The 15,286-nt window shown below is 61.2% G+C and carries 15 protein-coding genes; 7 read left to right on the top strand and 8 right to left on the bottom strand.

Annotated elements, in window-relative coordinates:
• Positions 1-31: 31 nt before the first annotated feature.
• Positions 32-1,027 (bottom strand): beta-ketoacyl-ACP synthase III, encoded by a 996-nt coding sequence (locus Q4T40_16950; protein ID MDT8902933.1) that lies wholly within the window; start codon positions 1,025-1,027, stop codon positions 32-34.
• Positions 1,028-1,148: 121 nt separating this feature from the next.
• Positions 1,149-2,756 carry an ATP-binding cassette domain-containing protein gene (locus Q4T40_16945; GenBank protein ID MDT8902932.1) on the bottom strand — a complete coding sequence of 536 codons (1,608 nt, stop codon included), beginning with the start codon at positions 2,754-2,756 and terminating at the stop codon, positions 1,149-1,151.
• 217 nt (positions 2,757-2,973) lie between these two features.
• Here Q4T40_16945 and Q4T40_16940 point away from each other — a divergent pair, with 217 nt between their 5' ends.
• Entirely contained in the window at positions 2,974-3,921 is a 948-nt protein-coding gene (locus Q4T40_16940; protein MDT8902931.1) for a protein tyrosine phosphatase, read from the top strand.
• Positions 3,922-3,975: 54 nt separating this feature from the next.
• Here the strand turns inward: Q4T40_16940 and Q4T40_16935 are convergent, their stop codons facing one another.
• On the bottom strand, positions 3,976-4,530 hold the full coding sequence (locus tag Q4T40_16935) for an XRE family transcriptional regulator (protein MDT8902930.1): 555 nt from the start codon (positions 4,528-4,530) through the stop codon (positions 3,976-3,978).
• A gap of 159 nt (positions 4,531-4,689) precedes the next feature.
• Between Q4T40_16935 and Q4T40_16930 the strand changes: the two genes are divergently transcribed.
• The 4 genes from Q4T40_16930 (at position 4,690) to Q4T40_16915 (ending at position 8,680) form a co-directional block, all read left to right on the top strand.
• Positions 4,690-5,394, top strand: a complete 705-nt coding sequence (locus tag Q4T40_16930; GenBank protein MDT8902929.1) for an AzlC family ABC transporter permease — start codon at positions 4,690-4,692, stop codon at positions 5,392-5,394.
• Positions 5,391-5,693 (top strand): AzlD domain-containing protein, encoded by a 303-nt coding sequence (locus Q4T40_16925; protein ID MDT8902928.1) that lies wholly within the window; start codon positions 5,391-5,393, stop codon positions 5,691-5,693. The genes Q4T40_16930 and Q4T40_16925 overlap by 4 nt, the downstream gene beginning before the upstream one ends.
• Positions 5,694-5,897: 204 nt before the next feature.
• Entirely contained in the window at positions 5,898-8,339 is a 2,442-nt protein-coding gene (locus tag Q4T40_16920) for a molybdopterin-dependent oxidoreductase (protein MDT8902927.1), read from the top strand.
• Positions 8,339-8,680 (top strand): hypothetical protein, encoded by a 342-nt coding sequence (locus tag Q4T40_16915; protein ID MDT8902926.1) that lies wholly within the window; start codon positions 8,339-8,341, stop codon positions 8,678-8,680. The genes Q4T40_16920 and Q4T40_16915 overlap by 1 nt, the downstream gene beginning before the upstream one ends.
• Before the next feature lie 220 nt (positions 8,681-8,900).
• Here the strand turns inward: Q4T40_16915 and Q4T40_16910 are convergent, their stop codons facing one another.
• The 5 genes from Q4T40_16910 to Q4T40_16890 all read right to left on the bottom strand — a co-directional run bounded on the left by Q4T40_16910 (position 8,901) and on the right by Q4T40_16890 (position 13,084).
• The gene (locus Q4T40_16910) at positions 8,901-9,272 is read right to left on the bottom strand and encodes a GIY-YIG nuclease family protein (protein MDT8902925.1); all 372 of its coding nucleotides are present in this window, start codon (positions 9,270-9,272) and stop codon (positions 8,901-8,903) included.
• A gap of 17 nt (positions 9,273-9,289) precedes the next feature.
• Positions 9,290-10,054: a DUF2087 domain-containing protein gene (locus tag Q4T40_16905; protein MDT8902924.1), complete on the bottom strand. Its 765-nt coding sequence runs from the start codon at positions 10,052-10,054 to the stop codon at positions 9,290-9,292.
• 169 nt (positions 10,055-10,223) lie between these two features.
• Positions 10,224-11,237: a TRAP transporter substrate-binding protein gene (locus Q4T40_16900; protein ID MDT8902923.1), complete on the bottom strand. Its 1,014-nt coding sequence runs from the start codon at positions 11,235-11,237 to the stop codon at positions 10,224-10,226.
• A 91-nt stretch (positions 11,238-11,328) separates the two neighbouring features.
• Positions 11,329-12,615: a TRAP transporter large permease gene (locus Q4T40_16895; GenBank protein MDT8902922.1), complete on the bottom strand. Its 1,287-nt coding sequence runs from the start codon at positions 12,613-12,615 to the stop codon at positions 11,329-11,331.
• Between the two features lies 1 nt (position 12,616).
• Positions 12,617-13,084, bottom strand: coding sequence for a TRAP transporter small permease (locus Q4T40_16890; GenBank protein MDT8902921.1), 468 nt, complete (start codon positions 13,082-13,084; stop codon positions 12,617-12,619).
• A gap of 438 nt (positions 13,085-13,522) precedes the next feature.
• Between Q4T40_16890 and Q4T40_16885 the strand changes: the two genes are divergently transcribed.
• The gene (locus Q4T40_16885; GenBank protein ID MDT8902920.1) at positions 13,523-14,152 is read left to right on the top strand and encodes a GntR family transcriptional regulator; all 630 of its coding nucleotides are present in this window, start codon (positions 13,523-13,525) and stop codon (positions 14,150-14,152) included.
• Between the two features lie 72 nt (positions 14,153-14,224).
• Entirely contained in the window at positions 14,225-15,265 is a 1,041-nt protein-coding gene (locus Q4T40_16880; GenBank protein MDT8902919.1) for a zinc-binding dehydrogenase, read from the top strand.
• Positions 15,266-15,286: the final 21 nt, after the last annotated feature.

The following is a 15,286-nucleotide window of genomic DNA, read 5'->3' as shown; positions in this document are numbered from 1 at the left end:
CGCTTCCTGCAAGCACCGGGCATTCTATCCCTCATCCCTTGCCCCATCTAACCGCGCACGACCCCCAGGTCAGCCCGCCGCCGAAGCCGACCATCACCACCACATCGTCGTGTCTCACCCGGCCGGCCCGCACAGCCTCGTCAAGCGCTATCGGCACCGACGCCGCCGAGGTATTGCCATACCGGTCCACATTCACGTACACCTTGTCCATCGGCATGCCGAGCCGTTTGGCCGCCGCCTCGATAATCCGCAGATTCGCCTGATGGGGCACCAGGCAGGCGACCTCGGCCGGCGCGACGTTTGCCTTCGCCAGCGCCTTGAGCGCCGAATCGCCCATGATCTTGACCGCGAACTTGAACACTTCCCGGCCGTTCATCCGGATATAATGCAGACGCTCGGCGACCGTCGCCGCCGTGGCTGGCTGCCGCGACCCGCCGGCCGGCAGCTTCAGCAGCTCGGCGCCGTTGCCGTCGGCTCCCAGATCGGCGCCGATAATCCCGAACCCGGGAGCGGTTTCCGCCAACACAGCCGCTCCCGCCCCGTCGGCGAACACGATCACCGTGTTACGGTCGGTCGTGTCCGTTATCCGCGACAGCGTCTCCGCGCCGATCACCAGCACCTTGCGGTACGTCCCCGCCCTGATGAACTCGCTGCCTACCACCAGGCCGTACACGAACCCCGAGCAGACCGCCGTAAGGTCGAAAGCGGCGGCCCGCGTCGCCTTCAGGTTGGTTTGCACCAGGCACGCCGTCGACGGGAAAAGCATATCAGGCGTCACCGTCGCGACGATGATCAGATCGAGCTCCTCCGCGCCCACGCCGGCGTCCGCCAGCGCCCGTTCGGCCGCCCGCGTCGCCATCGTGGCCGTCGTCTCGCCCTCGGCGGCGAAGCGCCGCTCGCGAATGCCCGTGCGCGCCGCGATCCACTCATCCGTCGTCTCCACCAGCCGTTCCATATCCCGGTTGGTGACCACCCTGTCCGGCACATAGGAGCCGAGCCCCACAATACCGGCGAACCTCTCCTTCATACCCAAACAGCTCCCCATCTATGCATATATTTCTTGCCATACTTTTCTATTATGCCTTCTTCTCCCGGCGGCGATACGTACCGACGGAAAGGCCCGCGGCCGGGAAACCGCAGGCTCTTTTTTATGCCAAACTTTGCAGCAGCGCGTTTCGCTGTTCCAGGTACTCGTCGTACGTCGTCCGCCGGTCGATGACCCCCGCCGGCGTTATTTCCACAATCCGGTTGGCCACCGTCTGCACGAACTGGTGGTCGTGGGACGCGAACAGGATGGTGCCGCCGAAGGTGATCAGCCCGTTGTTGAGCGCCGTGATCGACTCCAGATCGAGATGGTTGGTCGGCTCGTCGAAAATCAGCACATTCGCCCCGCTCAGCATCATCTTGGCCAGCATGCACCGCACCTTCTCGCCGCCCGACAGCACGTTCGCCTCCTTTAGGCTCTCCTCGCCCGAAAACAGCATCCGCCCGAGAAAGCCCCTGATGAAGGTCTCCTCCTGGTCGCGGGAAAACTGGCGCAACCAATCGACGAGACTAAGCTCGCAGCCGTCGAAAAATGCGCCGTTATCCTTCGGAAAGTAAGCCTGCGAAGTCGTCACACCCCACTTGAATTCGCCCTCGTCGGCCGCCATCTCGCCCGCCAGGATCTTGAACAGCGTCGTCTTCGCGAGGCTGTCCTCGCCCACGAAGGCGATCTTATCGCCCTTCTCCACCCGCAGGGTGAAACCGTCCAGCACCTTCTCGCCGTCGATGGCCTTCGCAAGCCCCTCCACCGTCAGCAACTGGTCGCCCGCCTCGCGGTCGGGCTTGAAAGCGATATACGGGTACTTGCGCGACGACGGCCTGATATCCTCGAGCGTCAGCTTCTCCAGCAGCTTCTTGCGCGACGTCGCCTGGCGCGACTTCGACGCGTTGGCGCTGAATCGCTGGATGAAGGTCTGCAGCTCCTTCATCTTCTCCTCGGTCTTGCGGTTGGCCTCCTTAGCCAGCTTCAGCGCCAGCTCGCTCGACTCCAGCCAGAAATCGTAGTTGCCCACATACAGCTGGATCTTGCCGAAATCGATATCCGCGATATGGGTGCACACCTGGTTGAGGAAATGGCGGTCATGCGACACCACGATCACCGTGTTGGCGAAGTTGTACAGGAAATCCTCCAGCCAGCGGATGGCCTCGATATCCAGGTGGTTGGTCGGCTCGTCCAGCAGCAGCACGTCGGGGTTGCCGAACAGCGCCTGCGCCAGCAGCACCCGCACCTTCTCATTGCCGCTCAGTTCGCTCATTTTCTGGCTGTGAAGCTCCTCCGAGATGCCCAGTCCGTTCAGCAGCTTCGCCGCCTCCGTCTCGGCCTCCCAGCCGTTCAGCTCCGCGAACTCGGCCTCCAGCTCGGACACCTTCAGACCGTCCTCATCCGAAAAATCGGGCTTGGCGTACAGCGCGTCCTTCGCCTCCATGATCGCGTACAACCGTGCGTGGCCCATAATGACCGTCTGCAGCGCCTCGAACCCGTCGAACTCGTAGTGATTCTGCCGCAGCACCGCCAGCCGTTCCCCGGGGGTAATATCCACCGTTCCGCTCGTCGGCTCGATATCGCCGGCGAGGATCTTCAGGAAAGTCGACTTGCCGGTGCCGTTCGCGCCGATCAGCCCGTAGCAGTTGCCGGGGGTGAACTTTATATTCACATCCTTGAACAAAATCCGTTTTCCGAACGCGAGACTCAGACCGTTAGTGCTTATCAACGAAAAACCGCCTTTCTGTATTAAAACTACCGGTCGCCAGCAAAAAGCAAAAGCCGTCGCGTCAGCGGCGGCGTAGTATTCCGGCACACCTGTTAAAGATACCATAAATCGTCTCCAGCGTCAAATAAAGCCCTGACGCCGCCGGCCGGTCCGTACTATAATATAGACATAACCGGCCTTAAACGCCGTTGCGAAAAAATCGGAAAGGATACCCGCCATGAAAAAACGGTTTGCTTTATTCATTATATTGCTGCTCATCTTGACATGTTCGTCAGCCCTGGCGCAGCGAAGCGACTCCCCGCCGCCGCTGCTCGTCATCGACAGACCGGACAGCGCTTCGCTGCCGTCCAGCTTTCGCACCACGACTGGCGAATGGCGCGACGTCCGGCCGGCGATGCCGTCCGCGCGCGGTCTGGTCACCCTCCGCGCCTCAGGCAGCTCCCAGTTTTCCGAGGGCGAGCTTATGGAAATGTTGCCCCACCTCGGCAACAACGTCATAATCGTCGACCTGCGGGAAGAATCGCACGGCTTCCTGAACGGCGCGGCGGTCAGCTGGTACGGCGTCCAGAACTGGGCCAACAAAGGCAAAACCTTCGACCAGGTGCTGGCTGACGAGCGAGCCCGGCTCGACGGCCTCCGCGCCGTCCGGGAAGTGGACATCGCCCGGTCCAAGCCGCGCCACGGCAAAGTCAAGCTCCGCAAAATGACCGTCGGCGCCGTGGCATCCGAGGCTGAGGTCGCGGCCGCCAACAAAGCCGGCTACTTCCGCATCACCGCCACCGACCATGTCCGGCCCGCCGACGCCGCCGTGGACAGATTCGTCCGGTTCGTCAACCAGCTTCCCCCGGGCGCCTGGCTCCACTTTCACTGCCGGGCGGGGCACGGCCGGACCACCACCTTCCTGGTCATGTACGACATCCTTCGCAACGGCAAGAAAGTAACGCTGGCCGACATCGCCAGCCGTCAGCACCTCCTCGGCGGCGTCGACCTGCTCGCCGCGGCGCCGGCGAAAGAGGGCTGGGCCAGGGAAGCCTACTTAGAACGCGCCAGGTTTATCGGGGAATTCTACCGCTATGTCACCACCAGCCCCGACGACCTGCCACTATCGTGGAGCGACTGGCTCAAAACCCGTCCCCGGCCGCTCTCGGACGGCACCAGGCTGTAAGTCGCGAGCCCGCGGACTATACCCCGCGGGCTCGTTCATGTAATGGCTCCCGTTTCACGCCGGGTAATGGATCGTCAGGCTCAAGCGCGTCAGCGCCGCCGTCGCGTTGCGGTAGGAATGCGGCCGGTCGGCCCGGAAGCGGATCGATTCGCCGCGTTTCAGCGTATACTCCCGGCTGGTCGTCGCCAGCGTCAGCTCGCCGTCGAAAACCGTCACGAACTCCTGCGTCCGTTCGCCGTGCGAATCGCTCTCAAAGCCGCCGCCCGGCTCGATCTCCACCGTGTAAATCTCGAACCGGCGGCCCTCCTCGTACGGGAAGAGCGGGTAGACGCGGTACTTGCCGCCGTCGCTCACGAGTGGCTCCACCTCCGCCTGGCTCACCAGCACCGTATCCGCCTGCGGAGCGTTCACCAGCGCCGTGAAGGAAATCTTCAGACCGCTGGCGATCTTCCAGATCGTCGTGATCGACGGATTCGACTCGCCCCGCTCGATCTGGCCCAGCATCGACTTGCTCACCCCGGTGGCCTCCGCCACCTTGTCGAGGCTCAGCCTCCTGTCCTCGCGGACCTGGCGGAGATTAGCCGCGATAACCATATTCAAGTCGTTCACGTTCGTCCTCCCGCTTGTTTTTTGCCCGCCGCCGCGCTATAATACACTTAAAACGTTATAACGCACGAAACATAGTACAATAACGCACGGGCGCTGAAGCGCACTTTTTGTATATTATATCATTTCGGGCGCGCGGACGCACAGGCGGGAGGTATGACAATGCAGAGCGAAAAGCAGCCGGGCTTGCGGGAAGGAGTCGCCGACGGCGTCCCGATCATGGTCGGCTATTTCCCCGTCGCGATGGCCTTCGGCCTGCTTGCCAAGACGGTCGGCGTCACCTTGGCCGACGCCTGCCTGTTTTCCCTCGTCGTCTTCGCCGGCGCCAGCCAGTTCATGGCCCTCGACCTCATCAAAGCCGGCATCGCCGCCGTCGACATCGTCCTCGCCACCTTCCTCCTCAACCTCCGCCACATGATGATGAGCGCCTCCCTCGCCGTCCGCCTCCGGGGCGTGCGCCGCGGACTGCTGCCCGTCATCGCCTTCGGCGTCACCGACGAAACCTTCTCCGTCGCCTCGCTCAGGGCCGGTGGACTTACCGCCTCCTACCTCCTCGGCCTCAACGGCGCCGCCTACGTTGCCTGGGCGGCCGGCACCGTCGCCGGCTACCTCATCGGCCAGGTGCTGCCGGCGGCCGTCCAGAGCAGCCTTGGCATCGGTCTCTACGCCCTGTTCGCCGCCATCCTCGTCCCCGGGCTCAAACAAAACAAAAGCGCCCTCATCATCGTCCTGTTGTCAGGCCTGCTCTACCTGCTCCTCAGCTCCTTCACGCCGCTATCCTCCGGCTGGAGCCTCATCGCGGCGATAATCGCCGCCGCCGCCGGCGGCCTTGTGGCGCTTGAGAACGGAGGGGAGGAGGAAATATGACCGAATACCTGCCCCTCATCCTCGGCATGATGCTCGTCACCTACCTGCCGCGCCTGCTGCCGCTCGCCGCCCTCGCGCGGCGGCCGTTGCCGCCCCTGCTGCGGCGTTTCCTGCAGTACATCCCCTACGCCGCCCTCGGCGCGCTCATCACCAGGGGCGTCGCCGAAAGCGCCCCCGGCGCCATGCCGGCGACGTTGGCCGCGATCGCCGTCGCCGCCGCCGTCGCCTTCCGCGGCGGCGGGCTGGTGCCGTCGGTCGTCGCCTCCATCGCTGCCGCCTATCTGGTCCTGTCGCTGTAAACGCCGCATGCCACCGCCAGTCTGGCGGTGGCATGCTCTGCTTATACCTGTAGTCGCCGAACGCCCGCGTCACCGTCTCTCCGGAAAACAGCCCTGGACAAATCCGCCGTTTGCCGATAGAATTACAGTAAAATTCCAAGTACGGCAAAATATGGCTGATTTGTTTTCCGGGGCGTGAGCTCCGGGGGGAGGAGATGACTAAACATGGCAAAAAAAGAACGCCAAATCGTCGCCACAACCGCCTGGTCGGCCGGTCCCGGCTGCCACGGCGGTTGCGGCGTCCTGGCCCACATCGAGGACGGCAGGCTGGTCAAAGTCGAGGGCGACCCCAACCATCCCTGGAACCAGGGGCGGATCTGCGCCCGCTGCCTGGCGATGACCAAATACGTCTATCACCCCGACCGCATCACCCGGCCGCTCAAGCGGGTGGGGGAGAGGGGCGAGGGCAAATGGCAGGAGATATCCTGGGAAGAAGCCTTCGCTTATGTCGAGGAAAAACTCGTCAAAATCAGAGATGAATACGGCCCCGAAAGCGTCATCTTCTCCATGGGCACCGGCCGCGACATCGGCGCCTGGATCTGCATGCTTGCCTACGCCTACGGCAGCCCCAACGTCATGTTCGCCCTCAGCGGCCTGGCCTGCTACAGCCCGCGTATCGCCGCCGTCACCACCGTCCAGGGCGACTACTGCATCCTCGACGCCTCCCAGTGGTTCCCCGCGCGCTACGAAGATCCGCGTTACACCCGGCCCGAATGCATCGTCATCTGGGGCTACAACATCCCTTCCACCTGCCCCGACAACGTCTTCGGCCACTGGATTACCGACCTCATGAAGCAAGGCACCAAAATCATCTGCATCGACCCGCGCCTCACCTTCTTCGCCTCCCGGGCCGAAAAATGGCTCCAGCTCAGGCCCGGCACCGACGGTGCCCTGGCGATGGGCTTCCTCAACGTCATCCTCAACGAAAAACTATACGATGAGAAATTCGTCTCCGACTGGACCAACGCCCCTCACCTCGTCCGCACCGACACCGGCAAACTGCTCCGCGCCGGCGATCTGCCCGGCGACGGAAACGCCGCCGACTTCGTCGTCTGGGACGCCGTCGCCGGCAAACCGGCCGTCTGGGACACCGCCGATGTCACCTATAAAGCCGCCGGCGTCCGGCCCGCGCTCGAAGGCGAATACCAGGTAAAACTCGCCTGCGGGCAGACTGTCCAGTGCACCACCGTCTGGGACACCTTCCGCCGCAAGGTCGCCGAATACCCTCTCGACAAGGTGGCCGAAATCACCCTCGTCCCCGCGGACGACATCCGCGCCGCCGCCCGCCTCTACGCCACCAGCAAGCCTGCCGCCATCCACTGGGGCGAGCCCATCGACATGACCCCCGCCATCACCCCCACCACCCAGGCCATCGCCGACCTGTGGGCCATTACCGGCAACCTCGACGTCCCCGGCGGCAACGTCATCTCCCGCTACGCCTTCGACGCCGTCGCCTATGCCCTGCCGGGCGCCAAAGGCGCCATCAAGCTCAAGTCCGCCGAAATGGACAAAAAGCGCATCGGCGCGGACAAATACGGCCCCCTCGGCAAATTCATCTGGCGGGCCCACACCGACCTCGTCATCGACCAGATCTTCACCGGCGAGCCTTACCCCGTCAAAGGCATGTGGCTCCAGACCACCAACCCGCTGTCCGGCATCGGCATGGACCCCCGCAAATGGCAGAAAGCGCTTGAAAAGCTTGACTTCGTCGCCGTCGTCGACCTCTTCATGACCCCCACCGCCCAGCTTGCCGACATCATCCTGCCGGCGGCCTCCTTCCTCGAAAAAGAAAGCATCCGCTCGTGGTGGATACCGCTCCAGACCATCAACAAAGCCATCGACGTCGCCGAGTGCAAATCCGACGTCGAGATCAACTTCGAGCTCGCCCGGCGACTCGACCCCGAATTCAAGTGGAACACCGTCCATGAGCTCTTCGACGAAATCCTCGCCAACTCCGGCATGACCTTCGCCGAGCTGCAGGAAAAAGGCTGGGCCTTTCCGCCCGAGGGGCACCCCAGCGCCCCCTACCGCCGCTTCGAGAAAGGCCTGCTGCGCGCCGACGGGAAACCCGGTTTCCGCACCCCCTCAGGCAAATTCGAGCTCCACTCCACCCTTCGCGAAGAATGGGGCTTAGAACCGGTAGCCCACTACGAAGAACCGCCCTTCACCCCCGTGAGCCGCCCCGACCTGGCTGCGGAATACCCGCTCATCCTCTGCACCGGCCGGCGGTCGGCCGCCTTCTTCATCTCCGAGCACCGCAACATCCCCTGGCTCAGGGCTCTCGACCCCGACCCCGTCGTCGAGATCCACCCCCGCAAGGCCCAAGAGCTCGGTATCGGCAACGGCGAGTGGGTGTGGGTCGAAAACTGGCTGGGCAAGTGCAAGCTCAAAGCGAAAGTCACCCTCGAAGTCCCCGAATGGATGGTCATGGCCGCTCACGGCTGGTGGTTCCCCGAGGAGAAGACCGCCGCCCCCGACCTGTGCGGCACCTTCCGCTCCAACATCAACACCCTTATCCCCATGAACGCCGTCGGCCAGGACGGCCTCGGCTCGCCGATCAAGCACATGCTCTGCAAAGTCTATAAAGTCAGAGGAGATGAAGCGTGATGGCCAGGAAAAACACCGGCTACGGCCTCCTGATCGACTACGAATACTGCACCGGCTGCCACGCCTGCGAAATCGCCTGCGCCCAGGAATACGACTGGCCGGCCGGCATGGGAGGAATGCGTGTCACCGAAATGATCCAGCAGCTCCCGAACGACAAAGCCTACCTCGCCTACCTCCCGTTCCCCACCGAGCTCTGCATCCTGTGCGCCGGCCGCACCGCCAAAGGCATGAAGCCTGCCTGCGTCCAGACCTGCATGTCCGCCTGCATGAAACACGGCCGCGTCGAAGACCTGGCCAAAGAAATAAACAAACCCCGCATGGCTTTGTTCGTCCCTAAATAACAGACCGCCCATAAGCGCCCATCTGCGGCGTTGCTCCTCGGCTGCCATCCTCAGCGTACGTTCGTGTACGCTTCCGGTGTCAGCCTCCGGTGCGCCTTGCATCTGGGCACTTCTGAACGGTCCCGGCAATTCAAATAGGAACGACAAAGAACGATATACAGCCCGAATCAACACAGCACAGCGGCCCGAATCCTCAGCATGGGATTCGGGCCGCCCAATTTCACCGTGCCGCCTTTTCCTTGCGGCGCGCGTTATAACCCTTATCGTCATACGGCTGCAGCTTCTCCAGCCACTTTTCCTCCAGCGCCGCCACCGCCTTGCGCCATTCCTCCTGCGGCACCTTCGCCGCGTCGATCTGCTCCAGCACCTCGAAGGCGAACGCGTCGTTCCCGTAGCGGTCCCAGTCAGCCTGCAGCTCCTTGCAGCGGTTAACCTTCATTTTCAGCTGAAAGCTCTGCGAATTGAAGGCCGCGGGAAGATTCATGCTCGCGCCCACCAGCAGCTTTCCGGTGGCGTTGTTCCTGATAACGTACACCCCCATCGGGCGGGGCGTCTCTTTATATGCCAGCTTCAATTCCTTGCGTCTGTCCACATTATTCAGCTCCCTTATTATAGTTTGATCCAGTACTTGCCGCCGTCCGCCGTCCGGTCCATGAAGCCGTAATCGACCAGATAGCGGCGCAGCAGGACATAATCGTCGTAAAACCGCTTCAGGATCGCGTTGACCTCCTTCTCGGAGTAAGTCGCCGTCGGGTCGAAATACTTCACGATATGCCGCAGGATCGCCAGCCGCTTTTTCTCCTTGGCGGGGAAGAGCGCCAGCGGGCCGTCCGGCCCCTGGGGGAGACAGGCGGCCAGGATCTTCTCGTTCTCCTCCGCCGTGATCGCGAACCGCTCGTCGACGTTCCGCGTGCCCCGCGGCAAATCGATAAAGCCGCTCTTCTTCGGCGCCCGCTCCGCCAAAAGCTCCATTATCGCCAAAAACACCTTGGCCTGCTTCTGCTTCTCCCTGAGTGCGAAGCGGTGGTTGCGGACCGTCGACACGCTGCCGGCTCCCAGCTCCTTCGCCACCTCGGCGTCGCTCCTGCCGTCGTAAAAAAGCTCCAGCAGCGCCTTCTGGTGATCGGTCAGCCCGGTCAGCTTCCTGTCGAGACCGACGAGAAAAGCGAAAACCGACTGATGACTCGCGGCGATATGGACCGCCACGTATTTCCGCGCCTCGTACAGCAGGTCACCGTGGCGGTAAACCACCCCGTCCGCGAACGTCTCGCCGCATATCAGGCAAATATATACGCCGGCCGCCCCGTCATAGCGGTACCCCTGCTTCAGCTCCGCCGGCGACGCCTGCCAGAACAGCTCCGACACATCTTTCATATCAAACACCTCTCGCAAACATCTAGTTAATACGTAGACATTATATAATTATATCTATAAAAAATCAAGAGAGCCGCCAACGGAGGATATTGCCATCAAAATAGTATGTCCTGCGCGGGCAAATAAAAACGGGCCCGCCTTGCGGCGGCCCCGTTCTCTGTCGGTAACCTTATTTCGTGTTCTGGATCTCGTCGACCAGCTTGGTGCCGAACTTGTCGGTGTAAGCCTTCCATACCGGCTTCACCTTTTCGATGAACGGCTGCACATCCTTGACCTCGTTGAAGAGTACGCCCTTCTTGACAAGCTCCTCGACAACCCTCTTCTCGTCCGCGGTCCAGAGCTCGCGGGACTTGGCAGTCGTCTCCTTGCCCACTTCGAGGAAAATCTTCTGCTGTTCCGGGGTCAGCTTGTCGAACACCTTCTTGCTGATCAGGATGGCGTCCGGAGTGCTGAAATGGCGGGTCCAGGAGAAATACTTCGAAACCTCGTACAGTTTAAGGGTATAGAGCGTGGTCGGGCTGTTCTCCCAGCCGTCGATAACGCCCTGCTGCAACGCGCTGTAGACCTCGCCCTGGCCCATCGGCGTGGCGATCGCGCCCATGTTGTTCAGCGTATTGACCATCAGCTGGCTGTTCATTACGCGGATCTTGAGTCCCTTGAGGTCGTCGGGGCTATTGATCGGCCGCTTGTTGTTGATGACGCTGCGGGAACCGGAGTCGGCCCAGAACAGGAACACGAACCCCGCCTTGTTGATGTCGGCGATGAGCTGCTCGCCGGGTTTGCCGTCGAGAACCTTGTACTGATGCTGCGGGCTCTTGAACATGAACGGCAGGTTGAGCACATCGATCGTCGGCACGAACTGGCCGAGCGGTCCGCAGGAAGTCAGGCCCATATCGAGGGTACCCATCTTCATGCCTTCAAGCGCGTCGCGCTGCTCGCCCAACTGGCTGCTGGGGAACACCTGGATTTCGATCTGGCCTTTGGTTTTTTCCTTCACCTTCTCGGCGAAGAACAGCATCGACTTGTGGGTGGGATGGGACTCCGGCAGCACGGACGAAAGCTTCAGCACCTGCTTCTCGGCCTTCTTCTCGGGCGCCGCCGCCTTCTGACCGCCGCCGCAGCCTGCCGCGATCAGGCTCAGGGCGATGACGACCGCCAGGATAATCGTAAACTTCTTGCTCACACTTTTCCCTCCTAAACTATTTTAAGAATGAAACATAATGACACAATCCCTCTCCCACCACCTCCGCCAGCCGGCCGTTTCCCGCCGGAGCTTATAGTTTGCCGCCCATGACCAGCCTCGGGATGAAGGTGATCAGGTCGGGCACCAGCGTTATGAGGACAAGCACCAGAATCATCGCGCCGATGAAGCGGTAATAGGTGTTCAGCATCGACCCCAGCGAAATCTTCGAGATGCCGGTAGCTACGAACAGCGCCACGCCGACCGGCGGCGTGCACTGGCCGATGGCCATGTTGACGATCGTCATGACCCCGAAGTGGATGGGGTCGATGCCCAGCTTCAGCACGATCGGGAAAACGATCGGAATCAGGATTATGATGATCGGGGCGACATCCAGGATCATGCCCATAAACAGCATCAGGGCGTTCACCAGCAGCAGCACCACGAACGGATTGGTCGAGATCGAGAAAACGAACTCGGCCAGCAGGGCCGGAATTCGTTCGGCGGCCAGGATCCAGCCGAACGCCGAGGCGGTGGCCACGCACAGCACGACAACCCCGGTGGTCACCCCCGACTGTGCGAGGATGCGGGGAAGATCTGCGAGCTTGAGTTCCTTATAAATGAAGAAACCGACGATGAAGGCGTACACCGCCGCGACCACCGACGCCTCGGTGGCGGTGAAGACGCCCGACAGGATGCCGCCGAGGATAATCACCGCGGTCATGATCGCCAGGATGGAATCCTTGAAGCTCTGCCACATCTCGCCGCCCGTCGAGCAGGCCTCGGCCGGCAGATCACGCTTCTTGGCGAACAGATAACTGGTGAACATCAGGGCGAAGCCGACGAGAAGGCCGGGGATGAAGCCCCCCAGAAAGAGGCCGCCGATCGAGATGCCGGCGGTCACCCCGAGGATGACCATCGGGATGCTCGGCGGGATGATGATGCCGATCGCGCCCGCGCAGGCCACCACGCTCGTCGCCATATCCTTGCCGTACTTTCTTCTCTCCATCGCCGGGATGAGGATGCTGCCCACGGCGGCCGTATCGGCGGCCGTCGACCCGGAAACGCCGGCGAAAAACATCGAAGCGACAACACTTACCATTGCGAGACCGCCGCGGATATGTCCGACAAGGTCGGTCGCGAATTTCACCAGCCGGCGGGAAATGCCGCCGTTCTCCATCAGGCCGCCCGCCAGAATGAAAAAGGGCACCGCCACCAGCGAAAAAGACTCGGAAGCCGTGTACATGCGCTGGATGATAACCGCCGTGTCCATGCTCGTATTGAGCACCAGGGCGAGCACCGACGACAGCGCCAGGCTGAAGGACACCGGCACCCGGCAGAAAAGCAGCAAAAAGAAAGACAGGAAAATTGTCGTCGCCATGCTAATTCCTCCCTACAGCCAGGCGATACATCGCGTTCAGAGCGTGGATGGCGATGAACACCCCGCTGACCGGGATGGCCAGATACGGCCAGATCATCGAAAACGGCATCGCGGCCATCATCTGGTCGCGGTTGCCCTCCACGAACAGCATGCCTTTGTTTATCATCAGCCCGGCGAACACAATGATCAGCAGGTATACCGCCATCTCGATGACACGCTGGAGCGGCTTGGGCAGCATCACCACGAAAATCTCCACCCCGAAGTGGGCGTTCTGCTCTACCGCCAGGCTGGCGCCTAGAAAGCACGTCCACACAAACATATACGTAAGCAGGGCCTCGGTCCAGGGTATCGGGCTTTGGATCACGAACCGGCTGATAATCTGCGCCAACCCCAGAAAGGTCATGATAATAATCAGGAAAACCAGACAGTACTTCTCCACCTTTGTCACGAGCTTGTTGATAAACGGCAAATCGGTTCACTCCTCTTGGCTTTATGCGGCTGAAAACAAAGAAGCCTTTTTTCATCCCCCCCGGCGGCGTAATCATATGAACCGGCGCGTCCTGGCCCTACAAGCCGGGGCTGCGGTGTTCACACATTTGGAAACATATACGAAAACAGGGCGATATCTTCCTGCCGAAGTTTTGCCTGATGACACGGATAGTTCATAATGCGGACCGAAAATAAACGAAATTTCGCACTATAAAACCGCCTGTGCGCGACAAAGCGGACCTTTTGGGGTCAAGTATCAGCCCCCGCGGCCGACCGGCCGCATTGACACAACCAAGGGGAATATATATAATTATCTTGATAATATATAATTTACTGAATTATATATTATTTTTTACGTCTTTTTTCGGGAGTGTTGACGATCAACCGGCCATTTCGCAGCGATGAGGAGAATAACCCTTTGAAAGAAACGATCAAACAATTTATTCGCAGCAAAATAATCGAAAACAACCTAAAACCCGGGCAAAGGGTCGTGGAAACGGAAATCGCCCGCGAACTCAAGGTCAGCCAGATACCTGTGCGCGAGGCGCTGTGCGGGCTGGAGGAAGAAGGCCTGATCAAATCGGTCAAATACACCGGCTCCTTCGTAACCGAGATCGACAACCGGGAAATGTACCACATGCACCTGCTTAGGTCCTACATAGAATCCACGGCGCTCGAACTCACGCTGCCGAACCTGACGAAAAGGGACTTCGGCGCCCTCCACGACATCGTCGACGCCATGGGGGAAAAGCAGAAAAGCGGCGTCGACTACGCGGCCATATCCGCCCTCGACATCGAATTCCACCGCACCATCGTCGCCTGGAGCGGCATCGAAGCCTACAACCGCATCTGGGCGATGCTCAACGGCCATGTCCGGCGGTTCATCAACATCGTCCACCCCCAGATCGAGCACAAGCAGGACCAGGTCTACGAAGACCACCGGCAGCTCATGGAGGTCCTCCAGGAACGCGACGTCGACAAAGCCAAAGCGGCGATAAAAGCGCATATCATGGACGTCTTCGACCGGGGCGCCATCCGCGTGCCGTAAGGACACGCGAAGGCTTCCCTTTCCCTGGCGCGACCCATAACCAAACATAGCGAAGGAGGAATCGCATTGAAAATGAAAGCGGTCGTCAAATACGACAACGTGGCCGGCGCCACCGAAGTCAGAGAGGTGCCGGTACCGGAGATCGGCCCGGACGACGTACTGGTCAAAGTGGCTTACATAGGCGTATGCGGCAGCGACCCCCACATGCACCACAACCGCGTCTCCTACAAAGTCAACGTTCCCCTCATCCTCGGCCACGAATTCTCGGGCACGATCGAAAAACTCGGCGCCAACGTCAAGGGCTGGGCCGTCGGCGAAGCCGTCACCTGCGAAACCCACGCCGACTACTGCGGCGAGTGCGTCATGTGCCGCACCAACCGCTACCAGGTCTGCCGCCAGCGCAAGGGCTTCGGCTTCCAGGCCGACGGCGCCTTCGCCAAATACGTCAAGGTCCCCAGCCGCATCCTCCACAAAGTGCCGGCCGGCGTCAGCCTCAAAGAAGCCTCCTGCACCGAACCCGTCTGCGTCGCCTACAACGCCCTCGCCAAAAACTCCAAAATCATGCCTGGCGACATCGTCGTCATCATCGGCCCCGGCCCCATCGGCATCCTCTGCACCAAAGTCGCCGCCATCCTCGGCGCGGCCGACATCGTCGTCATCGGCACCGACGGCGACGAAGAACGCCTCGAGATCGCCAAAAAATACGGCGCCACCATGACCATCAACAGCTCCAAGCAGGACCCCGTCCCCGTCATCATGGGCATGCGGGACGGCTATGGCGCCGACACCGTCGTCGACTGCGCCGGCTTTTCCCCCACCCTCAAACTCTCCATGGACGTCGTCCGCCCGTACGGCCAGATCACCAAAATCGGCTGGGGCCCCGGTCCGGTGGACTTCTCCCTCGACCCCCTCATCGCCAAAGTCGTCACCCTCCAGGGCACCTTCAGCCACACCTGGGACGTCTGGGAAAAGAGCCTCGTTCTCATGGACAAGAAAATCATCGACGTCAGCGCCCTCATCACCCACGAACTGCCCCTCGACAAATGGGCGGAAAGCTTCGAACTCATGGAATCCAAGCAGGGCCTGAAAATCGTCCTCACTCCCATCGACTGACCACTACACAAGGGAGGAATC

Source organism: Selenomonadales bacterium 4137-cl (genome assembly GCA_032334055.1).
Taxonomy (GTDB): domain Bacteria; phylum Bacillota; class Negativicutes; order Sporomusales; family UBA7701; genus Anaeroselena; species Anaeroselena agilis.
The sequence above is the reverse complement of the archived record's forward strand: the minus strand, read 5'-3'. Positions and strand labels throughout refer to the sequence as shown.